Origin of the sequence: Paenibacillus castaneae, from assembly GCF_002884445.1 — a bacterium.
Lineage (GTDB): Bacteria > Bacillota > Bacilli > Paenibacillales > Paenibacillaceae > Pristimantibacillus > Pristimantibacillus castaneae.
Genome location: NZ_KZ614144.1, coordinates 2,130,165 through 2,156,076, shown reverse-complemented (window position 1 = coordinate 2,156,076; position 25,912 = coordinate 2,130,165). Strand labels below are relative to the sequence as shown.

General features: G+C 44.3%; 25 protein-coding genes. 5 read left to right on the top strand and 20 right to left on the bottom strand.

All coding sequences use genetic code 11. From position 1 onward, the window contains the following. Positions 1–179: 179 nt before the first annotated feature. Entirely contained in the window at positions 180–659 is a 480-nt protein-coding gene (locus CEF13_RS09145; RefSeq protein ID WP_102710401.1) for a hypothetical protein, read from the bottom strand. Positions 660–848: 189 nt separating this feature from the next. Between CEF13_RS09145 and CEF13_RS09140 the strand changes: the two genes are divergently transcribed. Then, positions 849–1,316, top strand: a complete 468-nt coding sequence (locus tag CEF13_RS09140) for a MarR family winged helix-turn-helix transcriptional regulator (protein ID WP_102710400.1) — start codon at positions 849–851, stop codon at positions 1,314–1,316. Between the two features lie 75 nt (positions 1,317–1,391). Here CEF13_RS09140 and CEF13_RS09135 read toward each other — a convergent pair whose 3' ends face one another. Next, complete coding sequence (locus tag CEF13_RS09135) at positions 1,392–1,619, bottom strand: hypothetical protein (RefSeq protein ID WP_102710399.1); 228 nt, start codon at positions 1,617–1,619, stop codon at positions 1,392–1,394. Positions 1,620–1,795: 176 nt separating this feature from the next. Between CEF13_RS09135 and CEF13_RS09130 the strand changes: the two genes are divergently transcribed. Next, the gene (locus CEF13_RS09130) at positions 1,796–2,032 is read left to right on the top strand and encodes a hypothetical protein (protein ID WP_102710398.1); all 237 of its coding nucleotides are present in this window, start codon (positions 1,796–1,798) and stop codon (positions 2,030–2,032) included. Positions 2,033–2,635: 603 nt separating this feature from the next. On the opposite strand, the gene CEF13_RS09120 is transcribed toward CEF13_RS09130, so the two are convergent. From CEF13_RS09120 to CEF13_RS09085, 8 genes are all read right to left on the bottom strand, one after another. Beyond that, positions 2,636–2,830 (bottom strand): DUF2188 domain-containing protein, encoded by a 195-nt coding sequence (locus tag CEF13_RS09120; protein ID WP_102710396.1) that lies wholly within the window; start codon positions 2,828–2,830, stop codon positions 2,636–2,638. 142 nt (positions 2,831–2,972) lie between these two features. Beyond that, positions 2,973–3,752 carry a squalene/phytoene synthase family protein gene (locus CEF13_RS09115; protein WP_102716296.1) on the bottom strand — a complete coding sequence of 260 codons (780 nt, stop codon included), beginning with the start codon at positions 3,750–3,752 and terminating at the stop codon, positions 2,973–2,975. Between the two features lie 223 nt (positions 3,753–3,975). Beyond that, a complete protein-coding gene (locus CEF13_RS09110) occupies positions 3,976–4,191 on the bottom strand; it encodes a hypothetical protein (protein ID WP_102710395.1) in 216 nt (71 codons plus the stop codon). A gap of 75 nt (positions 4,192–4,266) precedes the next feature. After that, positions 4,267–4,707: a MarR family winged helix-turn-helix transcriptional regulator gene (locus tag CEF13_RS09105; RefSeq protein WP_102710394.1), complete on the bottom strand. Its 441-nt coding sequence runs from the start codon at positions 4,705–4,707 to the stop codon at positions 4,267–4,269. Positions 4,708–4,910: 203 nt separating this feature from the next. Further along, a complete protein-coding gene (locus tag CEF13_RS09100) occupies positions 4,911–5,948 on the bottom strand; it encodes an NADH:flavin oxidoreductase/NADH oxidase (RefSeq protein WP_102710393.1) in 1,038 nt (345 codons plus the stop codon). 135 nt (positions 5,949–6,083) lie between these two features. Continuing rightward, positions 6,084–7,241 carry a TlpA disulfide reductase family protein gene (locus tag CEF13_RS09095; protein ID WP_102710392.1) on the bottom strand — a complete coding sequence of 386 codons (1,158 nt, stop codon included), beginning with the start codon at positions 7,239–7,241 and terminating at the stop codon, positions 6,084–6,086. 35 nt (positions 7,242–7,276) lie between these two features. Beyond that, a complete protein-coding gene (locus CEF13_RS09090; RefSeq protein WP_102710391.1) occupies positions 7,277–8,179 on the bottom strand; it encodes a LysR family transcriptional regulator in 903 nt (300 codons plus the stop codon). Continuing rightward, positions 8,176–8,616: a MerR family transcriptional regulator gene (locus CEF13_RS09085; protein ID WP_102710390.1), complete on the bottom strand. Its 441-nt coding sequence runs from the start codon at positions 8,614–8,616 to the stop codon at positions 8,176–8,178. Before CEF13_RS09085 ends, CEF13_RS09090 begins: the two co-directional genes overlap by 4 nt. Positions 8,617–8,786: 170 nt before the next feature. Between CEF13_RS09085 and CEF13_RS09080 the strand changes: the two genes are divergently transcribed. Next, positions 8,787–9,644, top strand: a complete 858-nt coding sequence (locus CEF13_RS09080) for an SDR family NAD(P)-dependent oxidoreductase (RefSeq protein ID WP_102710389.1) — start codon at positions 8,787–8,789, stop codon at positions 9,642–9,644. Between the two features lie 78 nt (positions 9,645–9,722). On the opposite strand, the gene CEF13_RS09075 is transcribed toward CEF13_RS09080, so the two are convergent. Further along, a complete protein-coding gene (locus tag CEF13_RS09075) occupies positions 9,723–11,498 on the bottom strand; it encodes a glycoside hydrolase family 2 protein (RefSeq protein WP_102710388.1) in 1,776 nt (591 codons plus the stop codon). Positions 11,499–11,680: 182 nt separating this feature from the next. Between CEF13_RS09075 and CEF13_RS09070 the strand changes: the two genes are divergently transcribed. Continuing rightward, positions 11,681–12,595: an ArsR/SmtB family transcription factor gene (locus CEF13_RS09070; protein WP_102710387.1), complete on the top strand. Its 915-nt coding sequence runs from the start codon at positions 11,681–11,683 to the stop codon at positions 12,593–12,595. A gap of 18 nt (positions 12,596–12,613) precedes the next feature. On the opposite strand, the gene CEF13_RS09065 is transcribed toward CEF13_RS09070, so the two are convergent. The 7 genes from CEF13_RS09065 to CEF13_RS09035 all read right to left on the bottom strand — a co-directional run bounded on the left by CEF13_RS09065 (position 12,614) and on the right by CEF13_RS09035 (position 22,375). Beyond that, positions 12,614–14,239, bottom strand: a complete 1,626-nt coding sequence (locus tag CEF13_RS09065) for a response regulator (protein WP_102710386.1) — start codon at positions 14,237–14,239, stop codon at positions 12,614–12,616. After that, the gene (locus CEF13_RS09060) at positions 14,232–16,052 is read right to left on the bottom strand and encodes a cache domain-containing sensor histidine kinase (RefSeq protein WP_102710385.1); all 1,821 of its coding nucleotides are present in this window, start codon (positions 16,050–16,052) and stop codon (positions 14,232–14,234) included. Before CEF13_RS09060 ends, CEF13_RS09065 begins: the two co-directional genes overlap by 8 nt. Before the next feature lie 10 nt (positions 16,053–16,062). Continuing rightward, positions 16,063–17,376, bottom strand: a complete 1,314-nt coding sequence (locus CEF13_RS09055; RefSeq protein ID WP_243864525.1) for an ABC transporter substrate-binding protein — start codon at positions 17,374–17,376, stop codon at positions 16,063–16,065. 38 nt (positions 17,377–17,414) lie between these two features. After that, positions 17,415–19,166: a family 43 glycosylhydrolase gene (locus tag CEF13_RS09050; RefSeq protein ID WP_102710384.1), complete on the bottom strand. Its 1,752-nt coding sequence runs from the start codon at positions 19,164–19,166 to the stop codon at positions 17,415–17,417. 91 nt (positions 19,167–19,257) lie between these two features. After that, on the bottom strand, positions 19,258–20,091 hold the full coding sequence (locus CEF13_RS09045) for a carbohydrate ABC transporter permease (RefSeq protein WP_243864524.1): 834 nt from the start codon (positions 20,089–20,091) through the stop codon (positions 19,258–19,260). Then, positions 20,092–20,988 carry a carbohydrate ABC transporter permease gene (locus tag CEF13_RS09040; RefSeq protein ID WP_243864523.1) on the bottom strand — a complete coding sequence of 299 codons (897 nt, stop codon included), beginning with the start codon at positions 20,986–20,988 and terminating at the stop codon, positions 20,092–20,094. 103 nt (positions 20,989–21,091) lie between these two features. Beyond that, positions 21,092–22,375: an ABC transporter substrate-binding protein gene (locus CEF13_RS09035; protein WP_102710383.1), complete on the bottom strand. Its 1,284-nt coding sequence runs from the start codon at positions 22,373–22,375 to the stop codon at positions 21,092–21,094. A 230-nt stretch (positions 22,376–22,605) separates the two neighbouring features. On the opposite strand from CEF13_RS09035, the gene CEF13_RS09030 reads away from it, so the two are divergent. Then, a complete protein-coding gene (locus CEF13_RS09030; protein ID WP_102710382.1) occupies positions 22,606–23,961 on the top strand; it encodes a dipeptidase in 1,356 nt (451 codons plus the stop codon). 71 nt (positions 23,962–24,032) lie between these two features. Here the strand turns inward: CEF13_RS09030 and CEF13_RS09025 are convergent, their stop codons facing one another. Then, the gene (locus CEF13_RS09025) at positions 24,033–24,647 is read right to left on the bottom strand and encodes a glycerol-3-phosphate acyltransferase (protein ID WP_102710381.1); all 615 of its coding nucleotides are present in this window, start codon (positions 24,645–24,647) and stop codon (positions 24,033–24,035) included. After that, on the bottom strand, positions 24,644–25,738 hold the full coding sequence (locus CEF13_RS09020) for a glycosyltransferase family 2 protein (RefSeq protein ID WP_102710380.1): 1,095 nt from the start codon (positions 25,736–25,738) through the stop codon (positions 24,644–24,646). Before CEF13_RS09020 ends, CEF13_RS09025 begins: the two co-directional genes overlap by 4 nt. Positions 25,739–25,912 lie beyond the last annotated feature (174 nt).

Below are 25,912 nucleotides of genomic sequence, written 5' to 3'. Positions count from 1 at the left end.
AACCCTCCTTCAAGGTTTGTGTAACAAACCTACTTCGTAAGCATTCGCTAAAGGTTTGTGTAACAAACCTACTTCGTAAGCATTCGCTAAGGTTTGTGTAACAAACCTACTTCGTAAGCATTTCAAATCATATTCTTACCCGTACGGTATTATACGCAGATCACAGATATTATTGCATGTTATGTTGGCGGCGTTCGCGGATTTTGATCATCGATCTCCTCTGGGAACAGATCAGCAAATTCTTTGTTCTGCTTCCCCTTCAAATAAGACAAGCCAGCATAGCCTGCTAACAAGGAGCTGCTCACAATGGCGAAATTATCGGATGTATTCGCCATTGACAGCGCGGCTTTGGCAAGTATGCCTGTGCCTATAGCAATTAATAAGTCACCGAGAAAACCTAGATCGAAAAAAATCTTCTGCTTTGCATTTCCATGATTTCTTAAGCCAATTACAAATATGATGAAATAATAGATCCGCTGTATCCATTTCACAAACCAATTGCGTGAGAGGTCTAAACCTTCCTCATTATATTCAATAACTAGTTTTGGCAATTCAATTATCCCGTTTTTCACAAAATGACTAATGAGACCGCCAACTAAGCTCATCGAGACGGGCAGCCCGAATACATCCATAAATTCACGAACGGTTGTTATGTTCATTAGCTTAGTCCCACCCTTCAATAAAGAATGGATTGGCAGTCCTTGATCACATTACTTCAACTCATTTCATATGTATTCTTCAAATAACACAATCATGCTGTCATATTGACTAATTCATCGTTTACTATCTATAATTACGTTGGTAATCTAATTTAAGCAGAATAAAATATATTTTCTGGGGTGAGTCAAATGAGCTTCAGTTATGATGATAATGTCACTCATATATTGGAAATATTTCAACGGTTCAGTAGAGCGGACTGGCGCAAAAAGAAGTTATGGGGACTTAAAGCCAGCGAAATTCGCTTATTAATATGCGTCAAAAAAGGCAATGAAATGAGCGATTGCAGCATGCGTGTATCGGACATTAGCAAAAGGCTGGATGTGACCTCTCCCACCGTCACGCAAATGATCAACAGCCTTATAGAATCCGGACATGTTACCCGCACGACAGACTCCAAAGACCGCAGAATGACAGAAATACAGTTAACCGAAAAGGGCGATCAGATTGCCAAGAAAGCAATGGATCGTTACTACTCTTTATTTGCGGGCATGATTGACCATCTTGGCAAGGAACAAAGCCAACAGCTAGCAAGCCTGCTTGATCAGGTATATCAATATTTAAATAGTGCCAAAGACAAGGAAGAGGAAGAAGAATAAACAAAAAAAGGACTCCGCAACAATGCATCAGCTGCAATGTTTCGAAATCCCCATCTAGGAGCCTGTTCTTAATGATTAATTAAGGGCTGGCTCTTTTTTCAATTTATCCTCATCCACTTCATTCGCTTTTGCTTTCATATCATTGGAAGTACGCGATGGAATTTCTTTCAAGAAGATGACAAGCACGAAAGCAACAATAAGCAAACTCATGCCAAACAGGAATACAACCGTATGCGAATCACTTAATACCGTCCGCACCATCTCAATGATATGTGTAAATAGCGGCTGGAATTGTTCAGGCAAAGTTACTAAAACAACTAGTAGTTAAGTTTCTATTTTCCCTTTTCCACCGGTGTTATTTCCCTTCTATATAGGCGATTCTCTTATACAAGCTGTTTCAAATTTGTTCAAATAGGTTATAGACTTACAAATAAATTCATATATTAAGAGAAGCTTATACAAAACGGGAGGAACATCATATGGAGTATGTATTAAACAAACAGTTCAAGGACCAGGACATATATTTTGACAACACGCATTATATTGGATGCTCGTTCACAAATTGCACGATTCATATTTCTTCCTTGCATTTTAATTATGACCGCTGTACTTTCTCAGGATCAAAATTTAAGCTTAGCCGCAAGGTTTTCATGCTGCAGAACGTTTATTCGCTGCTGCCTTCGGCGATGAAAGGGAAAGTTGTATTACAGGCTTAGGTTTAAGATGCAGACTGTAACTCGCCGTCTCTATTCGCATGAAAAATTAAAAAAAACAAGCTGACGCCGATTAATAATCGACAGAAGCTTGTTTTTTAGTTTACATATCCTCAAATATCTCGCAAGGCATTGGCACAAGCCATAGCAGACTTCTGTACATACCCTATATAGAATCCTAGGAAAGGAGCTGACTACTATGTCTTGCAAACCATTTTGCCCAACAGTCCGGGTTTATGATCCGCCTCGAACCGTAATCAATGATGTATTTCATCCACAAATCGTGGAAGTTGTTCATCAGATTAATGTCGTCACCCGGCATCACTGCGTACCTGTTGAGAAACATCTCTATCAATATTGCTATCACGACGAAACTCAAGGACAGGAAGAACACAATTCTCGTTCTGGACATTCCCGCTCTGGTAACAGGAGCAGAAATGAGAGATCCTATATTTCAAAGTTGAAAAAAACTCAAAAAAAGAAATAACAAATTTTTTTTGGTTACCTCACTCGTCTGATTTCTAGATTATATAATAAACAAGCTGAGTCGTTTACAAACGAGCTCAGCTTGTTTTTGCTGTAATGTTATTCAGATGTAAGAAGGACTTAATGGCCCTTCTTACGAATTTGTTTATCCCTATTTTCGCCCCACTCCTTGGCTTGCGAGGTGGCAATTGCAATCGCCCGCCCTTCCTCGTAACCATCCTCAAGCAAGGCATTGGCAATCTCAACGGCCTTATTGCGTATCGGGGCAGTGAAGTTGCTCAAAGAGGGTGGATAATCATCTTTCGTCCATGGCATATCATTCACTCCTTCCAGAATGCTTTTCGATATTACTAACATATAGCCATTTTTTCATTTCTTAAAACAAAGCTGCAGCTCATCCATCGTATGAACAGTGAAAATAAAACAACCCCCGAATATCTCGAGGGTTGTTTGTTTATTAATTAATACTGCCTACCAGCTTCATAACCGCTTCTCTTGTTAATTTATTGCCGCCAGCTGCTATGAGCTTCACTGTGGCATGCGCCAGCGTAAGCGGAATTTTGCAAAATTCTAACGCAGGACCACCTTTTAATTCTAAAATATACGAATCTGCTGTTTTCAGATTGCGGCGAGTATACTGAAGCATCTCCTTCATCCCCCAGCCTTCAGGATAAAAGTTTACGCCTCGCTTTAAATCCTCTGCTCTATTGCGAAGAATATTTACCGCTTGAAGTCCTCGACCGAATGCTACAGCCTTCGTATGATCGGTTTCTGTGCCATCGTACCAAAACCAGATTTCGGAAAGCATTTCTCCCACCATACCCGCTACGCTGTATGTATACCGGTCCAAATCCTCTTCCGTACGAATGTTCCAGCCCTCGTGAACCCACTCGGCCATCTGCTTCGCCATCATAGCAATATAACGATATACAACAGGGTTTACTGTGGCGGGACAAAGCAGCGCCCACTCATCCAGACGCATAGTAACTGCTGGCAAAACATCACGATATGGAGACAATCGTTTTTGTGTTTCAGTAATAGCATCCGAGGATTGGAAGGCGTCATGAACTCCGTTTAACAGCTCAACTTTCAGGTCATCTGCAAGCTCTTCGTGATCCTCAATTTCATCAATAGCCCTCATACACAGATAGGCAGAAGCGACAGCTTCTTTCAATCCTGACTCTAGGCGACTAATCGGGATATAAAAAGTCCTGCTCGTTTTCTTAAGCATCATCATCGCATCATTCAAAATAAAAAACTCCTTCAAGAAAGCGCTTTGCTTTTACTATTTTTTATATTATATACATGATAGCATAGATGGATTTAGATATGGAAATCCAGAATGACGATTTAACAACCTTATTTTTTGCCACCGTATTCCAATTAGAAATATTGACCATTTAGAAATACATAAATAGGCTGTCATAAACGGCAGCCTTTAGCTTATTTTGGGTTTTCAGCTATTTAATTAATTGTTTATTCCAGAAATCGATGACAGTGTGACCCGACAATTCCATAGAAGCCCAAGAAACTTTTTTCTTAAAACCATAATTATCCATAATTTTTATTGTGTTTTCTATTTGCGAATTTTCAACCCTAAGCTCCAATGACATACAATTATTCATAATATTAGTAAGCTCATTTATTTTTTCTTCATTATGATCAGATAAAGTCATTCTGTATACATCCCTTCACAAATCTTTGGTACGTCCTGAATGATTTTACCCTAAGTACGAAATTATATCCAGACGCTAGGAAGTCTCTTCTTTGAAACGAACCATTTGCCTCAGCAGCTGTTCAACTTTTTTTTCGGGGAAAGTCGTTAATAAACGTTCGTTGAACGTAATTAAAGCATGATCCAGCTTATTTTGACCTATTTCTGTCAACGAGGTGTAGATGCTTCTACGGTCATTGTCACACGCATGCCTTTGCAGAGCTCCGCAGCCTTTCGCCTCAAATCGACTGACTAGTCTCGACACGGCGCTCTGGCTTAAACCGACCATCGACTCTAAATTTTGCAATTTCAGCTTCTTCTCAGGTGCCTCGGACAAAAACAGCAGCAAATAAAACTCTTTCAATGACAAGTCATGTTTCTCCTGCAAGCTTGCTTCCAATTCATTGGCTACGTTCATTTGTATATGTGTTAAAGCCAACCAGTTATTTATAATGTCATGATTAAATACAGATCCCATCTCACATTCCCTCTCCCGTGAGTCAAGCTAATGATGAATTTATTTAACTATTCTGTTCCCATTATAGCATTAGAATAATCATTAAACGACCATGCTTTCCCCCTTTCATGCGATCTTGCTCATACCCTTCTCGTAAAAAAGGAGATCTGCTTAGATTAATAAGCCGATCTCCTTAAAGGATTCTAAATATTCATCTATAGCCTTTATTTTTTAGAGCTAGGAAACCCAAATCGATATTGTTTTGGAATATCCGTTTCCTTATTCAGCTGTGTTGCAGCCTCCAACGTCCAATAAGGATTTCTCAGCATTCCTCGACCTACCGCCACTAGATCGGCATCCTCATTGCCGATTACGGCATTGGCAAGCACAGGCTCGTCTAACCTTCCGACAGCAATGACTGGAACATTCAAACCATGCTTGATTTCTCTAGCTAATGGAACTTGATAACCCGCATGCGTCCCCGGCTGCCCTGCTGCTGCAATCGGACCTTCACCGCCTGCGCTAATATGGAAAATATCCACTCCGGCTTCTTGATAAACCTTGCTGAATGCCAAGCTCTCGTTAATTCCATATCCGCCTTCTACATATTCCTTTGCGGAAATACGCATGATTAATGGCATGCCTTCCGGCATTTCACTTTTTGCCGCTTGAATGACTTCTTTGCCAAACAACGTAAGCTCTTGTCCGTATTCATCCGTTCTGCGGTTCGTTAACGGCGATTGAAATTGATGAATGAGGTAACCGTGCGCGCCATGAAGCTCAATAACATCAAATCCTGCTTTGACAGCACGTTTTACGCCCATACGGAATTTCTCGACCATTTGTTTCACTTCTTCAGTCGTTAGCTCCTTTGGTGTTTTGGACTCCGCGTTGAATGGAATAGCTGAAGGAGCCACCGGAACTGCTGCATCTTCGGCTTTACGGCCTGCATGCGCAATTTGAATGCCTACTTTAGCGCCGTAAGAATGACAAGCATCAACAATTCTAGCTAAAGCAGGAATGTGTTCATCTGACCATATTCCGAGATCGTAATCCGAAATCCGACCGTCCGGCTCCACATCAGTCATTTCTATAATAATCAAACCGGCTCCTCCGACTGCTCGGCTGACATAATGCATATAATGCCAATCGTTAGCGATTCCATCCTTTTTGCTGACTGAGTATTGACACATCGGAGGCATAACTACACGGTTTTTCAATTTCAAATTGTTTAGCTCATATGGTGTAAATAAATCCTTCATAAATGATCTCCTCTTCGAAAAATATATTTGCGTTCAGCATGCGCATGAACCTCAATAATTAATCTTGTTTTATAAATGCATGCTCATGCATATAATATAATAAATGCATAAGCATCTGTCAATACGGCAACAGCACTACTTATCCATTAACTGGATGATCATCGCTTCGGATAGCGGGCCCGTGAATGGTCTGGACATTAAGCCATTCTCATCAATAATGAACGTAGTCGGAATAATTCTGACTCCATAGCTTGATGCGATGGAAGAATCTTCATCCAAAAAAACGGGGAAAGACAGCTTGTTTTTGTCAATCAACGCTTTTATTTTGGAACGTTTGGTATCCTGATAGGTTAAATTGACCGAAACGATCTCCACGTTATGCAAATCTCTATAGTTATCATAATACTTTTGCAGATGAGGCATTTCCGCTTTGCAAGGAGGACACCAAGAGGCCCAAAAATTCAAGATGACCTTCTTTCCTCTATAGTCCTTCAAGGAATGATTAATGCCTTCTATCGTCTGTGCTGTGAAATCGGGAGCCAGCTTGCGATTGTCATACGCACTGCTATCTGCAAGCACATTCCCATGAGAATCAGATCGTACCTGATCATAAACGACCGAAAGAAGCATACCGAACATCATCGCAATAACGGCTAAGCTCACTGCCTTCTTGCTTAGCTCTACGCCTTCCTTTCTTGCCACCACAATCAACAATAATCCAAACAAAACGCTGGTCAGCATATAAGTATTCCATAACGTGCCGAACTGCACATAAATAATAGCTCCATAGACAATTATCATAGGAACGATTCCATTTGCAAGCTCTGCCTGCTTAGTCCTCAAACCTATCCCTATGAATCCTGCTGCCGCTGCAATCGAAACAATAATATCCAAGTAATCTGACCGATTCAGCAACACCAATAGAACAAGATACATACTGTAGAACCATATATAAGCCAGAAAGTTCGAGTGAACATTCGAATCATGCTTTTTTATGAAAATTTCATATATGTTTCTGAGCGCTATACATGCAGCACCTATATATATCCCGGCTGCCCCTCCAGAAAAATATAATAGTGAAACTGGGTTTTTTATTACTAGTGAGAAATCAGTCCAAATGACGCTTACTTTCCACACAAGAACAAAAAGCAGCACCTCATTCGTATACCTGCTGGAAGCTTCCTTCCCAAATCGGAAATACAGCATGAATATGGTTACAATAACTGCGCCAACAAATGCCAGCCACGTTGACGGCACTGTTGTTTTATAAATTTGGTACCACTGACTCGCCACCGCTCTTCCATCTCCATCCTATTGGGGGTTCTGATTTATTCTGCTATAGCCTGCTGCAGTGCTTCAACATAGGCGGTAGCAAGCTTGGAGAGCGCTACATTTTTGTGGCATACCCATCCCACATTTATCGTTTCATCACAAGCCAACGGAACTGGAATAATATCATTTCCATTCAAATCAGCGCTTAGCACCCCAGTCGAAATCGTATAGCCGTTCAATCCAATTAATAAATTAAAGAGCGTTGCCCTATCGTTCACACGTATGCTTTTGGGATGCAACAACGTGCTTAATATTTCCTCAGAGAAATGAAATGAATTGTATTCCCCCTGATCAAACGACAAATAAGGGTAATGCTGAAGCTGATCAATGGTAACGATAGACTGCTTGGCCAACGGATTGCTCGTACTAATAAAAATATGCGGCTTTGCGGTAAATAAGCTGTTGAACTGCAAATTTGCAGCTTTCAACAAATTATTAATCACTTTAGCGTTAAAATCATTGAGATATAATATTCCAATTTCACTGCGCAACGTTTTGACATCCTCAATTATTTCAAAGGTTTTGGTCTCACGCAATGACAATTCGTATTCTTCTTGCCCATATTCTCGAACCAGGTTCACAAAGGCGTTAACCGCAAACGCATAATGCTGAGTCGAAACAGAGAAATGCTGCGGAGACGGCTTCGCATCCAAATAACGGTTCTCCAGCAGTTCCGCCTGTTCAACAACTTGACGTGCGTATCCGAGAAACTCCGCTCCCTCCTTGGAAAGGGTAATGCCTTTATTGGTTCTCTCAAAAATAATAATTTGAAGCTCCTCTTCCAAATCCTTAATCGCGTTAGACAAGCTGGGCTGGGATATGAACAAGCGCTTCGCTGCCTCATTCATCGAACCGCGGTTTGCGATCTCAATGACATACTTCAATTGTTGTAACGTCACGGCGTCTTATCCTCTCTACTTTTCATAGGCATGGTTTGCTTGCCTCCTGTGATCGTGCATGGTTCTGAAATCACATTTCCCTGCAGCAATTTGGAGTCAATTAAATCCATAATTTGCTGAAGAGAGGCCATTTGGTTTTCAATTTTTTTCTTATGCTCTTGAAGAAGCTCATACAGCTCAGGGGATGCCGTTAAATCATCATTAAAGGAAGACAGATTCATATATGGCCTTATCTCGTCCAGAGACATTCCCGTTTTTTTCAGACATGTAATGATCTTCATCATAAACAAATCCTCCGAGCGATACACACGATGGGTGTTTCCCTTCCGCTTCGCCCGCGGAAGCAGCTCTATTTTCTCATAGTAACGAATCGTATCCTCCGATAATCCCGTTTTCTCCGAAGTTTCCTTAATGGAGTATAATTCAGTGTCACTCATCCTTTATCCTCCTGATCATTTTCCTTTATTGATTTTATAACTTGGAGTCAGCTCCAAGTCAAGTTGATTTACATTCTTATATAAACGCTTGACTTGGAGTTGACTCCAGGATTTACAATGAGCGCATCGAATCGATACTGAATCGAACACAATCTAAGGAGGATATAATATTGAAAAAAAATCTAATAGACCAAACGGCGCTCATAACGGGCGCAAGCTCCGGCATCGGACTCCAGCTGACACGCAGAATGCTCTCCGAGGGTTGGCAGATCATTGCATTAGTACGATCCGAATTTCCTGCGGACGATACGCTCATACAAGAGAATCTGGGTAAAAAGCAGCTTCGAATATACAAAGCAGACCTTACAGATTTCGGTAGCCTGAGGTCTGCTCTGAATCAAATCAAAGCCAAGGAAACGAAGATTGACCTGTTGTTCAACAACGCTGGCGGCAGCTTCGCAGAGCTAGGCTTCTCTAGACAGAAACGAGAAATGCATTTCGAGCTGCAAACAGTAGCTCCCTACATCATTTTAATGGAGCTGAAGGACCTTCTGCTTAAAGGAAATTTGAAAACCGTCGTCAATACATCCACTACTGCCTTTAGGTTCACCAAAAAATTTGACCCGGACACACTGGAGCATCCCGTTTCATTTAAAAAGCTAATTGGTCCATACGCGGCGACAAAACTAGCACTATCCTTATGGACTCACGAGATCGCACCTCTAATAGGCGCTGATGGAATAAAGATTCGTAGCGCTGACCCAGGGGGCAACAACACCATAAGAAGCGGAAAAAAATCAGGACTGCCCTTTTACCTAATACCGATAATGAAACTGTTTTTCTCACATCCAAGTCAAGGAGCTTCACGCCTGTACGAGGCGGCTATGGGTGCAAGTAGAGATATGTCCGGTGTCTTTCTAGTAAAAAATCAAGTAAGGGAGCTTCCCTTCGCCGAGGAAAGCCGGAAGGTTCTGGAGAAAGTAAGGGCCATTTATGAACAAGAGTTCGCGGTAATTGCTAATACCTAACCACCTCCTGAATTTGCCCTATACACAATGAAGGTGCCTCTAAAGCCTATGGCTTTTGGGACACCCTCTTCCAATTTATTATTTTTGTCCCGTAATTATTTTTCGAATCACGTCTAGCGGCGCTTTCGGTTCTCTATCATAAGTAAGTAGTCCGTTAATTTCCTGCTCGACATCCGTCAACTGCGTATAACAGAAGCCTTGAATAATCGGTGAAGAGAACATCGGATCCAGCACAGCCTTCAACCGCTTCAGGAAATCTTCCTCGTTGTCAGCACCGGAATAACCCCAGCCTTCCCAATCGCTTTTCTTGAAGGCAATACCGCCGAACTCGGATATGAGAATTGGCTGACCCTCGTAGGACGCTCCGCCTACAAAAATTCTACGATTAGCCGGCATAGCACTTATGGCAGTTTCAACGGATGCGTATCGCGCTTCCAGCACTTCCTGACGGCTCTCATAATCATGAATGGTCGCTAAATCGGTTGTCATTTGCTCCCATCCGTCGTTGTATACAACCGGTCTAGTCTGATCAAGAGATTTGGTCAGATGATACATAGCAAGGCCGTGCTGCTGCTGCTGTTTATCGTTTTGAACATTAGGAATACCCCAGCTTTCATTAAGAGGTACCCATGTCACAATGCATGGATGGTTGTAATCCCGTTCAATGATCTCCTGCCACTCTTTCGTAAAGCGCCTTACATATTCCTCGGAATATTCGTAAGCATTCGCTGCTTCGCTCCACAAGAGCAGGCCCAGCTTGTCACACCAATAAAGAAAGCGTGGATCTTCCGTCTTCTGGTGCTTGCGTACGCCATTAAAGCCCATCTCTTTGGTAAGCTCAACATCACTCTTCAGCGCTTCATCGCTAGGTGCTGTCAGAATGCCTTCAGGGAAATACCCTTGATCAAGTGCCAGCCGCTGATAATAAGGACGATTGTTCAGGCAGAACTTTCCGTCCTCAATTGATACTTTACGCATGCCGAAGTAGCTGACTGCTTCATCAATTACGATTTCATTCTGCTTTAGGCGGAAAGTAATATCGTATAAATTTGGATGCTCCGGACTCCACAAACGGCCTAAGCCGTGATCCGTAGAATCATTAAGCCGAATATTCCTGCTTTCTTCAGCAGAGTGTACAGAGTACGTATCATTCGAAACCATACTGCCTTTGTAGGATATAATAACCTGCAGATTCAATCCGTCCACTGATTGAATTCCCTCTATAAAAGTTCGAACCTGAATCTCATTTCGGTCAATATTTGGTGTAAGAGCAACCTTTCTAAGATGAATGCGATCTACAGGCTCCAGCCATACGCTTTGCCATATGCCCGTCGTCCGCGTGTAAAATATACTGGCCGATTTCTCTAGCCAATACTGCTTGCCTCGAGGCAGAGTCAGATCACGGCTGAAATCCTCTGCTCGCAGAACAACTGTATTGCTTCCCTCTATAAGTAAGCTGGTAATATCTCCTTGGAATGGTGTGTGACCGCCTTCATGAGTGAAAGCAAGCTGTCCGTTGACCCATACGCTGGCGATATAATCAACAGCACCGAAATGAAGAATAACCTGTTTGCCTGACCAAGCTTCCGGAATATTAAATCTCTTTCTGTACCAGACTACATCGTGAAATGCAGGATCTTCTATACCGCTAAGCTTGCTTTGGAATGTAAACGGTACCGTAATTTTCCGAGAAAACGCCAAATCCGATTTGTACCATTTCTCCTCTACCCCTACCCGGCTATCGTCGAAAGTAAATTCCCATTCTCCATTCAATCCTAACCATTCTTGGCGTGAAAACTGCGGCCTCGGATATTCTGAGCGCAAAACCTGCACTTTAGCTTGTTCATTTGGCATGATTGATCTACTCCTCATTTAATTAATAAAATAGTTAATCATTAACTTATGACGACCTTAAAACTGATTGTAAAATAATGCCCTACTTTAGTCAACGAATAAATTGTTTAATTAATCATTTGGTTATACAATAGGACTATCTATTATTTTTATGCTCATGTTATGGAAGGAATGAAAAATAAATGGAGCTGGATGTTAACCAAAGCAATCTCGCCTTATTTGAAGCACTCGCCTCACAAACACGAATCAAAATGATTGAGCTGCTGAAACATGAAAGCCTTAATATAAAGGAAATGTCACTTAAGCTGGACGTATCTTCAGCCATTGTCACCAAGCACGTGTATCAGCTAGAGGAAGCTGGAATTGTTACTACTGAAATGATCGCCGGGAAACGCGGGATGCAGAAATTATGCAAACTCCGATTAGATAAGGTTACTCTATTGTTTAAACCGGAAAGTCCTGAGAAACAGGAGCAGACACGAGATCATTACAATGTATCGCTCCCCGTCGGCCAGTATGCTGACTATCAGGTACGGCCAACTTGTGGATTAGCCTCCGAAACAAAGCTGATTGGCATGCGGGACGATCCCCGTTATTTCGCAGAGCCAGAGCATGTAAAGGCGCAGCATATTTGGTTTGCCAGCGGCTATGTCGAATACCGCATTCCAAATTATCTGGCAGGAAAAAAACCGGTTAAGACAATTCGAATATCATTAGAAATTTGCTCGGAAGCGCCCGGCTACGCCGAGGATTGGCCGTCTGATATTACTTTTTCATTAAACGATAGGACGGTTTGCATTTGGACTTCTCCTGGAGATTTCGGCAGTGTTCGCGGAAAGCTCACTCCGCAGTGGTGGGAGCCCGGAAGCACCCAGCACGGTCTGCTGAAAACATTGCTTATTGCGGCAGACGGCACATATATGGATGGCGTTAAGCTCTCTGATGTAAGTGTGAAAGATATTCCGATTGTCCCCTCCGAAGAAATTCTATTTCGAATTACATCCAGCGAGGATGCCGACAATCCTGGCGGAGTAAGCTTGTTCGGCAAAAATTTCGGCAACTACGAACAGGATATTGAGGTCATGATCAGCTATTGATCTGCTTTCAGCCTAATGTTAACCCGCATTCTTATCTTTTTTCTCTTGGATTCGATCACGGTACTCCTTTGGCGAGAGTCCGGTTTCATTCTTGAATACACGGTTAAAGTGGCGAATGTTCGTGAAGCCTGTTTGCTCTGCAATAATAGCAATTTTATGGTCGGTATGAGCCATTCGCCGCTTTGCTTCCAAAACTCGGATCTCGGTCAGACGTTCCACAAACGATTTTCCTGTCCGCTGCTTAAACAAGGTGCTGAAATACGCTGCATTTAAATAAACGTAGTCTGCCACCTCTTTCAGTGTCAGCGCCTTCGCGTAATGAAGCTCGATATAACGAATTGATTTCTCAACCGGATCTGCTCCTTGTACAATAGCGCTTTCAGCAATGCAAGCAGCCAACCGAACGAGGAGCAGTCCGCATTCCTCCATCAGCTCCTCCTGTGAGGAAATGGAGCATATATCGAACAGCACAGCCTTCATATCCTTCATGCCAAGCCATTGTTTCGTCAATCCCAGCTTTCCCGCCAGCTCATAATATTGGATAAGCAGCTTGCACAGCTGCTGATGCACAGTCTCCGGCGTTCGTGCGCTCATACAGAGCTCATTGACATATGCGCGAGCGGCAACTCCTGCCTGTTCACAATTCCCCTCATTTATCGCTTGATCAAGCTTCTCCCACGAGCAGGGGTTCACTTCGCCTTGAAGCTGCTCCCTCTGCACCATATCGCCGTATTCAAGAACCTTATCCCCTCCGACAATGAGCCGGTAGAGCAAGGCGATTTGCGCTTCATTGTAAGAATGGGATATCGAGCGTACCCCTTCAGCCGCCTGTCCGATACCAATAGTAACGGTCATATTCGATAGAGTTGTAATTTGCCTTCGAATCGTCTCTCCGATTTCCTTCACGTTCAGCATCGCTTTATGCCGGTCTGTTATATTAAGCAGCGCCACGACTTCTGTCTCCGACAAAATAAAGCAAATGCCGTTAGATCTGCGAGTAATTATCTCTTGCACAAGCTGCTGTATATATAATTGAAATAATGACGGGTCCGTCACATTGTAACGATCGCTGCCAATGGAATGCTTATCCAGCTTAATGACCATGCATGTGAAATAAGGCCACTTGAAATCGATGCCGATCGTGTGAAGAATTTTTAAATCCGATTCATTCACGCTGCCGCGAAGCAAGCCTGTTACAAGATGCTCGCTAACATGCTGTCTTATTTGCTGCTCCTCAAGATGTGTTTTGCCTGATGAAGCAATTTGCTGCTGATGCAGCTTCTCCTTTAGCAGCCGTAGAACCTTGACCAGCTCTTCCCGCTCGATAGGCTTCATTAGATAATCCCGAGAGCCTTGCCTCATAGACTGCTGCACATATGAGAAATCATCATAACCGCTTATGACGACGCACAGCAGCTGCGGAAACCGCTCACGAATCATCTGCTGCAGCTGAATACCGTCCATTCGCGGCATTCTAATATCGGTTAGAAGCGCATCCGGCTGAAGCTCCTCAATTAATTGCAGCGCTTCATACCCATCTCTTGCCTCACCAGCAATCTCCCATTCCGGATCCAAATCCCCGATCATTTTGCGCAGTCCTTTGCGGAATATCGATTCATCGTCTACGATAATGATGCTAGGCATGCAAATCCCCTTCCTTCAAGTAAGATTCCCTCGTCACTGCCGGCAAGGTTATCATAACCTTCAGTCCCTGATAAGGCATACTTTCCAGCGTTAGGCCATACGGCTCTCCGAAATGAAGCACGATCCGTCGATGCACATTCAATAAACCGTTTCCTGAGCTGCCTCCGATATCCTTTGTGTGCGCCAATCGAGAGCGAATCAGAATCAGCTGCTCCTCTGTCATCCCAATGCCGTCATCCTCTACTGCAATCCGTAGAACATTCTGGTCAACTTTGCAGGCTAACCGGATTTTCCCGCTGCCGGCGCCTTTATCAATGCCATGATTGATGGCATTCTCTACGATAGGTTGAATCATCAGCGGGATAACTTTACAAGCAAGAGCAATCTCGTCGGCATCAAGCTGAAAGTCAATCCGATCCTCATAACGCATCTTTTGAATGGTCATATAGCCTTTCACATGATCAAGCTCATCGCCAAGGCTTACTCGCTCCTTCTGGCTGCTCAAGCTGTAACGAAGCAGCCTGCTCAAATGATTCGTCATCTTCACTACCTCTTGATTGCCCTCAACCTCTGCATACATGCTGATAGAGCCCAATGTATTGTACAAGAAATGCGGATTAATTTTGCTTTGCAGGGCGGCGATTTGCGCATCCTTCTCGCGAATCTCCGTCTCGTAGAGCAGGTAGCCAAGCTCGCTCAGCTTCGATACCATCGTGTTGAACGCTTTGCCCAGATGGCCTACTTCATCCCACTGTTTTACAGGAAAGGAAACGAGCAGATCGCCCCGCTCCACCTTGCGCATCAGTTTAATTAAGCCGCGCAGCGGCTGTGTAATTCGAAACGCAAGGAAAACCGATATAAGCATAGCCAAGCCGATGCTTATCATGCCAAACAGCATGATGGAGTTGCGAATAAGGAGGCTATCCTTCATCAGCTCAGACACAGGCACGATTCCTACCGTCGTCCAGTTCGTAATCGATGAGGTTACATAGGCTACAAGCTGCCGCTCTCCATTCACTGCAGAGTGGGTAACCCCCTCCAGAGACTCGCTTGGAAGCTTCATTGTATGGTACTGCGAATGCGCTTCGTCCTTGCCCTCTACCATTCTGCCGGCTTCGTCGACAATGAATAGCTGTTCCCTGCTGCCTAGCGTAACCTGAGCTAGTATGCCATGAATAACTTTTGGATCCACGTCAATAACAATATAGCCAAGCCTCATACCGCTATCAAAGCTCCGCAGCTCGCGTGCAATTGAGAATACAGGGTAAACCGTACCGCTCGTCGATTGAATATTATGCGTCGCTATGAATGTGGATTGGCCGCTGCGTCCGTGCTCCTTTTTGAGCCATTCCGCGTTCTCATCAAGACTATAGGTGGTCACATACTGGCTTTCAGGCATCACTACATAGGAGGCTCCTCCCTCTCCGAACAGGGAGACGCCAACTATATCGATTCGGCCATTCAAGAATACCTGTGATACGAAGCTGTTCATTTGTTTAATCTCATCCAGCGTAAGCGGTTGTCCCTGCTCACGCTTGCTCTCGAGGAAAGCTATTATTTTCTCATATTGATAAGGCATTAGCGTAAGCCGATCCAGCTCCGTCATATACGTATCCAAATTCAACGTCAGCTGCTTCAGCGTTTGCAGCTGGTAGTCGCCTACCTTTTGCTCTAGCGTAGCCGCGAATCGTGTAAAGGCAAAATACCCCATGACGCTGAGAGGCAGCACTATCAGAATGAAATTAATGATCATAAGCTTCCGAGCCAGTTCCTGATTTCTAAACCACCATATCATTGCGCGCAGCCACTTCATTGCTATCTCCTTACTTGTTCAGTTCATTGTTGACCCGCTTCACAGCGATTTCCAGCGCCTGCTCAGCCGTTTGTTCGCCATAGTTGATTTTCTCGAATTCCTGAATAAGAATTTCGACCATCGACCACTGCTTGACGTGACGCGGCCAATAGGCGACATAATTAGCTGAAGCAGCATAATCGCTCCGGTTTTTCAAGCTTTTGAACGGCTCGCTTTCAATAACTTCGGTCATGCTTGGCACATGTCCCGCTTCCGCCCACATGGCGCCATGCTGGGCCGTCCACTTCATAAACGTCAGCGCAGCCTGCTTCTTCTCTTCCGTCATCGAATGCTTGGTCGGTATAGCAAGCGTATGTGAATCTCCCCAGACTGCCGGATGATCATATAAAACAGGCATCGATATAACGCCGAAATCGAGCTTTGCCGCTTTCTCGAATGCCCCCATTCCCCATACGCCTGTAATGAGAACCGCGGCTTTGCCGTCATAAAATAGCTTGAACGCATCATTGATATCTGGAGGAATAAGCTTCTTCTTATAAAGACTGCTTATAAAATTCAAAGCCTTCAGCGCTTGCGGATTGTTGAAAGTGGCTTTGCTGGCATCTTCATTATAGAATGCACCGCCGCCGCTTAGCTGATTGTAAAGACTCCACCATAACCAAACCGAATCAATACGCGTGCTAGGCTGCGCCATCGGCGCTACATCAGCAGGCACAGAATCCTTAATACCCTGTAGAAACGCTTCAAACCCGTCGGCACCAGGCCCGATCCTCGGTTTATCCGTGCTGTCAAGCAGCCCTGCTTTACGCAAATAGGTTTTATTGTAATACATGACCAAAGCATGCGTATCAAGAGGAACCGCATAATGAATATCGTCATAGACAGTGGAATTAACAATGTTGGCACGAAAAGCAGACCAGTCCAATCCGATTTGGCGCGCAGGCTCATCCAATTTCTCAATGTAGCCGTTCTGTACGAATTGGGGCAAGCTGGTCTGATGCAAAATAGCTAGATCAGGCGCATTTCCGGACAGAATCGCTGTCCTTAGCCTGGAATAATAATCATCAAGTCGCGAATTGACTTGAACAACCATAATATGGGGATGTTCCTTGTTGAATTTTTCCACCATTTGCGTCATAAACTGATTGTCACCGCCGCTGAACGGCGTCCAGTACTCAAGCCTTATTGCAGATTGCTGCTCCTGCGCATTTGCCTTGTTCTTGCCGGGCTGCTCCCCGCTGGAGGAACAGCTTGTCATTAGCGCACTTAGGAGGCCCATAAGCGCAATAATGACAACAAGCATGCTTCGATTTTTTTTATTCATGGCTGAAAGCCTCCATTAAGGTCGATGTCTTCGTTTACTTAGTTCGTTACGGCACTTATATCTATATAATCCAACTCGATCAGGCCTGTCGCTTTCCCAACTACGAAAGTGTTGCCCTCTGCTTTGAGCTCCACAGACACCGTCACCTCTTCGAATTTATTCCGTTCCCCAGGCGCAATTTTAATTTTGTATTTACGCCCGCCATTTACGATGAGCTCAAGCTCCTGTACCTGTTCTGATCCGTTCGCCGCTGCAATATGGACGGTGTAGGTGCCGCTTTGCGGAACACGGATATTATCAAAGCGGATTTCCTCCGCCCCGCCTTGTTGAATAAGTGCCGAGCGGCCGTTTGAAGCAAAAGGATTGTCCTGAACCTCTCCATCATTGGCTATTTGTGCATTCTCCGCTTCATATCGAATGATTTCCATAGCAATAATAGTACTCTGCACATTGTCAGCATTAAGTTTAATTGCATTCTGTCCAGCCTGCAGCGGTATCCGGATGTAAATATAACCAGCTTCATTTTGTTTCGTAGGAGGCAGCTCTGTCGTTACGGCAGCTCCATCATTGACACCAACTTGAATAGGAATGGGCTCCATCGTGTCGTTCTTATAATGCAGCAGCATGGAAGCTTGCGTATTGACCGCTGCCGGAATGTTGTCAAAACGCAATTCACCGTTTACGTTCACGGCATGCTCAGCTAGAAATACGCCTGTTCCAGACGGAACTGGTATGGCAGTGGACAGCGATAACGGCTTGCCGAATAGCGGCTTGCCAGCTTCATTCCATGTCACTCGTTGAGCGCGAGCTTTCCGATTGTTCCAGCCATCGAACTCGCTGGTCGTTCCATGATAAACAATCCAATCCTCTAATCCGTCTGGTGATGACACGAAGGTGTTATGCCCTGGCCCATATACACCTGCATCCGCATCCATTGCCATTAGCGGCTGCTCAGACTTCGTCCAATTGGCAGCATCAAGCGGATCTGCTCCTGCCTCTAAAGAGAGCAATCCAATGCTGTAGAATGGCGTCCAGCTGCCCGCGCCAGAATACGCAATAAATACCCTTCCATTCTTTTTCAGAATGGCTTGCCCTTCATTGATAAATGGCGGGCCGCCTGCGCGTTCCCAATCCAAATCCGGTTCATTCAGCAGCACCCGCGGGCCGCTTATGGTGTCCGGCTTGCTCATCGGAGCGATATACGTATTTTGCTGAATATTTGTGTCGCCTTCCCAGCCCGACCATACGAAATAAAGCTTGTCTTCATGCTCCAGCACGAGCCCATCGATTGCCCATTTATTCGTATCGTCCGTGACTTGCCCTTTAAACGTATAAGAATCCATAGGATCATCCGTGTCCCCCTCGAGAACATACATCCGATGATTCTCGTTCGAGCCATCGTCGGCAGCGAAATAGATATACCATTTCCCTTGCAGGAATTGAATTTCCGGTGCCCAAAGATTGGCGGAATACATCGTATCAACCGGCGGATACCAAACAACCTTTCGTTCTGCTCCATGGAAATCCAATGTTCTTGATTTCATAATCATAATATCTGAACCATGATGCGTAAACGTCATATAATAATAGCCGTCTTTGTATACAATGCTTGGATCGGGCGTATCGATTTCTGCCAGCGTGTTCTTCATCGTTCCACCGTGGCCGTTGTACACTTTCGAAGTAAGGGCTGTCTCGCTTTTCGTGTTCATCTGCCAAACCCCAATCATCATTAAAATTATTACAGCTAGTAATAACGTAAATAAAACAATCCTCTTCCGAGATTTGTTCATTCCATTGCCTCCAAGTTTTAAGTTTCGCAGCTAAAGTGCAGCAAAGAGTTTCTAATCTATTAGAAACTTTTTGCTGCACCAATTGTATTCTTCATTTAACAGCCGTTTGTGTAATCGCTTTAACAAACGAGCGTTGTCCGATAATGAATACAATAACAACAGGGAGCGTGGCGATTGTCGTCATAGCCATCAGCTTGCCGTAGCTTTGTGTGTAGCTGCCTGTTGCCATCATCGCGATACCTGCAGTAATGGTACGCATTTCCGGCGAAGTTGTCGCGTAAAGCGGCCATACAAAATCATTATAAATACCCATAAAAGTAAAAATGCCGAGCGTCACCATAATAGAAACCGCCGAAGGAAGCAATATCCGAGCATAAATCTGCCACTTGTTAGCGCCATCTATACGCGCAGCCTCTTCAATTTCTTTCGGAAACGAAGAGAAAAATTGATAAAGCAGGAATACGCCAAATGCTCCAGCTGTGGCCGGTAATATTAATGCAGGATACGTATTGATCAGACCTAGTGCATTAAATTCCATATACATTGGCAAAAAAGTCAAAACGCCAGGAATCATCAGTGAAGCAATAAATAGTGACAGCATCACTCGGCGAAGCGGCAAATCATGTAATCTCGCAATCGCATAAGCAGCCATTGAATCTATGATTAAGACAATTGCTGTACCGGCTATACCTACAGACAGTGAATTAATAATCCAACGGGTAATCGGCACATTCATCAGCTCGCCATTGAGCCCCTGCACAAAATTAGCGACCGTCGGCTTTAACGGAAAGAAGTTCATTTGTCCAGACAAAGCTTCGAAATCATTTTTAAACGATGTTGAGATCATCCAAACAAGCGGCAGCAGGAAAATGACTGCAACAGCAGCGGCCAGCACAACCAGCCAAAGCTTTCTCATTCTGACCATTTATGCATCTCCCTTTCTGCCATTTGTCAGCTTGAATTGTGCGATTGAAATAAGGATGATCAGCAAAGCCATAACAATCGCCATCGCTGAGGCTGAGCCAATCTCCTTGCGGATAAAGGCTTGATCCAGCACATTAATAAGCAGCACCTTCGTTGTATCTCCAGGGCCTCCGCGTGTGAGCAGGTAAGGCTGTGCATAAATATTAAAGGAAGCTATCGTCGACGTAATCATAATGAACAGCATGACCGGACGGATCGACGGAAGCGTTATTTTCGTAAATTTATGCCAGGAATTTGCTCCATCTATCGAAGCGGCTTCATAATAATCCTCCGGCACTTCATTTAATGCGTTGATGAATATAATCATATTAAAGCCAATCGTCCACCAGAGCGTCGTAAAGATTAAGGACACCCATGCCCAAGGCGTGTCGGTAAGCCACGGAATGCCATTCAATCCTAATCTCAGAAGCATGCTGTTCAGAAAACCCGCATTCGTATCAAACATCATCAGCCAGATTACAGCCATGACCGATGCAGATAATGCGTAAGGAAGGAAATAAAGCGTGCGGAACAGTCCGCGCACTTTGCCGGGCAGCGCATTAACAAGCATGGCAAGCGACAAACCTACCACGATCAGAAGCGGAACGGAATAAATGACGAACTGTACCGTCACCCACAGCCCCCGGAAAAAAATATCGCTCAAATACGTCCCCGGCGTAAAAATCTCGATATAGTTCGCTAACCCAACAAATTTATGCTCAGTAGAGAGAAGCTCGAAATTATGAAGACTGATATACGCCCCGTATAGAATCGGGAATAAGAGAAAAATACAGAAGGCAGCCAAATAAGGCAAAACAAATAAAAAGGATGTAAAGCGAGACATGACTGAACTTTTCAAGCGGAGTCCCCCCTTGGGCCATACGTTATTTTGAATTCAAAAAAGGAAGAAGGGAACGGACTCAGCTATTCCCCTCTTCCTGCTCTTTTTATGTGCAGCGACGTTATTTCTTCAACGCCTGCAGGGATTTGGCAGCCGCATCGTCCAGCGCCTTCTGTGCATCCTTCTTCCCAAGCAGAGCATTATTCAGCTCTCCCCAGATCGGCTCAGAAATCGTTCCCCAATTCAATACGTTTGGAGCGAACTGAACATAAGAGAATGCGGAAGCTACGCTGCTTTGGAACGCCATCGCTTTGAATTCTGCGCTATCAAGCATCGGTTTAGAAGCGAGTGCTTGACCGGACTCCGCCCAATCCATCGAATTCGTAGACACATATTTCAAGAAATCTCCAATACCAGCCGTTACTTTCTCATCGGATACGCTCTTCGGAACAACAAAACCGTGAGAGCCTGCGAATACGGCTTTCTTTACTTTCCCAATTTGCGGTACCGGTGCAACGCCATAATTCAAACCGGCTTCATCGAATTGCGATTTCATCCACGGGCCGTTGAATTGAATCGCATTTTTCCCTTGCAGAAATAGAGTGTTCTCCCCATCCTGCTGAACGTTGGCCGGCGAGATGCCGCTGTCTATCATTCCACGCATCCATTTCACCATTTCTACCGCTTCAGGTGAATTGTAGGCAACAGTTGTTCCATCCCACAGCTCTCCTCCATTCTGCCAGACAAGCGTCGGGAAGATGAACTGCTGCGGCCATAAGGTAGGTACAACATAGCCGAATACGCCTTTATCCTTATTGGTCAGCTTCGCTGTCGCCGCATCGAATTCCTCGCGATTGGTCGGCGGGCCTGCGACGCCTGCTTGCTCGAACAAATCCTTATTGTAATACATAACTAGCGGATGGATATCGAGCGGGATCGTATACCATTTGCCGTCGAGCGTAGCATACTCAACTGGCGCCTCAGCGAAATCACCTTTATTGATGCCTGCAGCAGATGCTAAATCATCAATTTGCTTTAATTGATCTTTGCTTGCGTATGTCGGCACTTGATCGACGTGCATAATCATCAGGTCTGGTCTTTCTTTACCCGTGCTGAGAGCTACGTCCAATTGTTTGTAATATTCGCCATTTGGCTGAATAACGAAATTAACTTTGTATTGATCCTGCGAGCTGTTGTATTTGTCCACGATTTTCTTCATAAACGGACCGTCAGAGCCAGAGAACGGCGACCAGAACAAAATGTTCGTCTTTTTCCCTCCACCTGTGTTTTTGCCTCCGCCAGTCGTTTCCTTGCCGCTGTTGCTGCCGCTGCAGCCTGCTGCAATTAATGCGATAATTGTAACCAGCATAAGCAGCATTGAAAATTTCTTGCTTGCTTTATTCATTTTTTGTCCCCCTAAAAAATGATGTTGGGTCGGCGCTTTGTCCTTCCTCTCTCATCATAAGCGGACGGCGTAGCCGGTCATATGTCACATTTATAGATCATGTGGACATATTTTTGGGTATACACTCTTAATCCAAAAAGCTGCTTTTGCTTAGACCAATCCTACTGGCGGTTTTACTTATTTGTCCGAAGGCGTATACTTAAGCTATAACGTATTAGGAGGTACATACTGTGAATTACGAAACTTATTTTCAGAATATGAGAGAGCAGCACCTGGATGAGTTGAAACAATTTTTAACCATACCAAGCATCTCGGCTTTGTCCAATCATAAGAACGATATGAACGAGGCTGCGCAATGGGTTGCTGCTAAACTAGAGAAGGCTGGTCTAGAAAATGTGGAAATTCACCCTACGGATGGGCATCCCATCATATATGCGGAGCATATTCATGCTCCAGGCAAGCCAACGGTACTTATCTACGGTCACTATGATGTGCAGCCTGTAGACCCGCTTCATCTCTGGGAGACCCCTCCATTCGAGCCTTCCATTCGCGATGGCAAGCTTTACGCAAGGGGAGCAACAGATGATAAAGGGCAAATGTTCCTCCATGTGAAGGCGGTTGAAGCTCTTTTGAGCCAAGAAAAAGCGCTGCCGGTAAATGTTAAATTTTGTATTGAAGGGGAAGAAGAAATTTCTAGCCCTAATCTTCCTGCCTTCATGAAAAACAATGGAGACAAGCTGGCAACAGACGTCGTACTCATATCAGACACTTCACTTCTCGCCAAAGGAAAGCCCGCAATCTCCACTGGCCTGCGCGGACTATGCTCGCTTGAAGTAACGATAACAACCGCTAATACTGATCTGCATTCAGGCACATTCGGCGGCGGCGTTCCCAACGCGCTTCACGCGCTGATTTCTCTGCTCAACTCTCTTCATGATGACAAAGGCCGGGTCGCTGTCGACGGTTTCTATGAGGGTGTTCCTGAGCTTTCTGCAGTTATGCGTGAGGAATTCAAAAAACAAAACCATAATGATGAGGAATTAAGAAAAAACCTCGGCCTCGATGCTTTATACGGAGAAGAAGGTTATTCTTTCGTTGAACGGACGGGAGCAAGACCGACGCTTGAACTGAACGGCGTATACGGCGGGTTTCAAGGCGAGGGTACAAAAACCGTTATTCCTAAGGAAGCACATGCCAAAATTACTTGCCGGCTTGTCGGAGATCAGGATCCTTCGAACGTATTGGATAAAATTGCAGCTCATCTTGAGTCCCATGTTCAATCAGGATCAAGGCTCATTATTAAGCGCGGCGAGAAGGCACGTGCATTCAATATGGACCCCTCTAATCCGATGCTTCAAAAAGCGGCTGATGCGTACGAGAAAGTGTACGGCACTCGAGCACTGTTCACGAAAGACGGCGGATCGATTCCAATTGTGGAAACTTTCTCACGTGTATTAGGCGCTCCTGTGGTGATGATGGGCTTTGGTCTCCCGGATGAGAATCTGCATGCCCCGAACGAACATTTCAATCTAGAGAATTTCGACAAAGGTCTGCTTACCATTGTTGAATTCTTAAAGCAGCTATAAGTAAATTAGGGACTGGGCTTCGCAAAAGTTGCGGCGCTCAGTCCCTTTCTTTACCAATCAGATTACTCCATTCATGCGCCTTTGCTAAATAATCTTTTCAACCATTTAGCCATTTCCAATCTATGTGTATAGACTAGAATCAAAAAGTTTCCCAACCAAACCCATAGGATGGCAGCCGAGAATGACCTCATTAAGATATAGACGGATAGGAGCAGCATACCGCATACAACCTGCAAGCCGTCTGCCTCTGTGGAAGTAGGCTTGTTTTTGTAGATCCAGCGGGACAAAGCAAGCATAAGCGCTAAAATAATAGCATAAGCGAGCGAAACCTCGAATGCTGTCAACGCACTCCATACCCCGAATGTGACAGCAATGGCCTTGCCGCCCTTCCCTTTTAGAAATGGTGAGAAGGCATGGCCCGCTATAGGGGCTATGGCAAGCGGAACGATAAAATAGCCTCCGCTATATCCACTTCTGATGAACAATAGCAGCGGAATATATCCTTTGCAAAAATCGAGCACAACGCCAGCAATACCTAGTTTATAACCTGATGCTTTCCATAGGTTTAGAGCACCCGGATTGCCGTCACCTATCGCTTTTAGGTTTTTTCGGCCCACTAAACCGAGCCAGTATGAGAACATGAGCGAACCCGATAGAAATGAACCCACAGTCATCAAAATAATCATTGATTCCGCTTGCCCCCCACTCGGACTTGCCTTCCTTTCCAGCTTACATGCCCCAGAAATACGACCTGATACATCGAATAAATCATAATAATGATAAAAAATAAGGAAGCTGCGATATGAAGAACAGGCATCATAATCCCAAATACACCTACATACTTAATGAAATAAAATAATTGAAGCATATACATAAGATAACCGACCAACAACGGCACAGCCCATGCAGAGTTTGCGAATATAAACACCGTTTCCGACATAAGGAGTCCCACTACCCAAATGGCTATGGGGGCTATTGTCCACGGACTCAGCGTGCCGGTACTTAAGACGGCGCCTTTACTAAAGCCTTCAATCTCACTTCGGATGCCCTGCGGATACATTCGGAATGAAACCAAGCCGTACCCGATAAAATTGGTGACCGGAATACCGGCTGCTATAAATTTCGATCCAAGAAACAAATCATCCAGCACTTCAGATTTGACGCTTTCATGACCATTAATTTTTTCGTAATCCTCTCGCAAGGCGAGTATACAGGACCCATATAAACCTTTCTTCGGATTCCCCTTTTCAAAAACCGATGTAAACGTGAATATGCCCAGCATATTCATAATTAGAGCAAGCTTCTCATACAGCTTCTCCGTATGATGGAAAGGAACAACCGATATAACCCCCTTCGACCGTTCTCTTGCTTTCATCAACGATGAAAGCGCGTTAGGCGCCAGTCTTATATCAGCATCCAGAAAGGCAAAAACATCTCCGGAAGCATGCAAATATCCATTCCATACAGCCCAGCTCTTACCTGTCCACCCTTGAGGCAGATTGCTGCCCGCAATAACGGTGACGCCATAGCTTTCCGCTATTTCTTTCGTCCGATCATTAGAAAAGTCATCGACAACAATAATTTCGAAGGGTTGAAAAGTTTGCGACTTGAGGGAATCGAGAAGATGAGGCAAATTGCATTCTTCATTTCTAGCAGGAATAATAACGGATAGTTTACGTAAACCCTGATAACATTCATGAGAGTTGATCAACGTATTTTTTCTGAACAGAACAAAACCAGAGATACATCCAACTAGCATTAGAATGATTATCCACATTTGCTGAACCCCCTTCATGTATGTATATATATGAGGGATTGGCATTTAATATATTCATTTCAAGAAGGTATGATCTCCTTAAAAAACATAAAAAGCCTGTTCCAAAAGGTCTTCGACCTCAGGAAACAGACTTTTCCATATAATGCGGATGATTGAACATACTCCTGAACCTCA

Coding starts and splice junctions, on each gene's coding strand:
- CEF13_RS09130 (WP_102710398.1), top strand. CDS start 1,796: ATGGAGTATGTATTAAACAAACAGTTCAAGGACCAGGACATATATTTT.
- CEF13_RS09120 (WP_102710396.1), bottom strand. CDS start 2,830: ATGCCATGGACGAAAGATGATTATCCACCCTCTTTGAGCAACTTCACT.
- CEF13_RS09070 (WP_102710387.1), top strand. CDS start 11,681: ATGGAGCTGGATGTTAACCAAAGCAATCTCGCCTTATTTGAAGCACTC.
- CEF13_RS09105 (WP_102710394.1), bottom strand. CDS start 4,707: ATGGGATCTGTATTTAATCATGACATTATAAATAACTGGTTGGCTTTA.
- CEF13_RS09115 (WP_102716296.1), bottom strand. CDS start 3,752: ATGATGATGCTTAAGAAAACGAGCAGGACTTTTTATATCCCGATTAGT.
- CEF13_RS09045 (WP_243864524.1), bottom strand. CDS start 20,091: ATGGTCAGAATGAGAAAGCTTTGGCTGGTTGTGCTGGCCGCTGCTGTT.
- CEF13_RS09075 (WP_102710388.1), bottom strand. CDS start 11,498: ATGCCAAATGAACAAGCTAAAGTGCAGGTTTTGCGCTCAGAATATCCG.
- CEF13_RS09140 (WP_102710400.1), top strand. CDS start 849: ATGAGCTTCAGTTATGATGATAATGTCACTCATATATTGGAAATATTT.
- CEF13_RS09060 (WP_102710385.1), bottom strand. CDS start 16,052: ATGAAGTGGCTGCGCGCAATGATATGGTGGTTTAGAAATCAGGAACTG.
- CEF13_RS09055 (WP_243864525.1), bottom strand. CDS start 17,376: ATGAATAAAAAAAATCGAAGCATGCTTGTTGTCATTATTGCGCTTATG.
- CEF13_RS09145 (WP_102710401.1), bottom strand. CDS start 659: ATGAACATAACAACCGTTCGTGAATTTATGGATGTATTCGGGCTGCCC.
- CEF13_RS09065 (WP_102710386.1), bottom strand. CDS start 14,239: ATGCCTAGCATCATTATCGTAGACGATGAATCGATATTCCGCAAAGGA.
- CEF13_RS09025 (WP_102710381.1), bottom strand. CDS start 24,647: ATGATTATTTTGATGACTGTGGGTTCATTTCTATCGGGTTCGCTCATG.
- CEF13_RS09110 (WP_102710395.1), bottom strand. CDS start 4,191: ATGACTTTATCTGATCATAATGAAGAAAAAATAAATGAGCTTACTAAT.
- CEF13_RS09020 (WP_102710380.1), bottom strand. CDS start 25,738: ATGTGGATAATCATTCTAATGCTAGTTGGATGTATCTCTGGTTTTGTT.
- CEF13_RS09035 (WP_102710383.1), bottom strand. CDS start 22,375: ATGAATAAAGCAAGCAAGAAATTTTCAATGCTGCTTATGCTGGTTACA.
- CEF13_RS09100 (WP_102710393.1), bottom strand. CDS start 5,948: ATGAAGGATTTATTTACACCATATGAGCTAAACAATTTGAAATTGAAA.
- CEF13_RS09050 (WP_102710384.1), bottom strand. CDS start 19,166: ATGAACAAATCTCGGAAGAGGATTGTTTTATTTACGTTATTACTAGCT.
- CEF13_RS09085 (WP_102710390.1), bottom strand. CDS start 8,616: ATGAGTGACACTGAATTATACTCCATTAAGGAAACTTCGGAGAAAACG.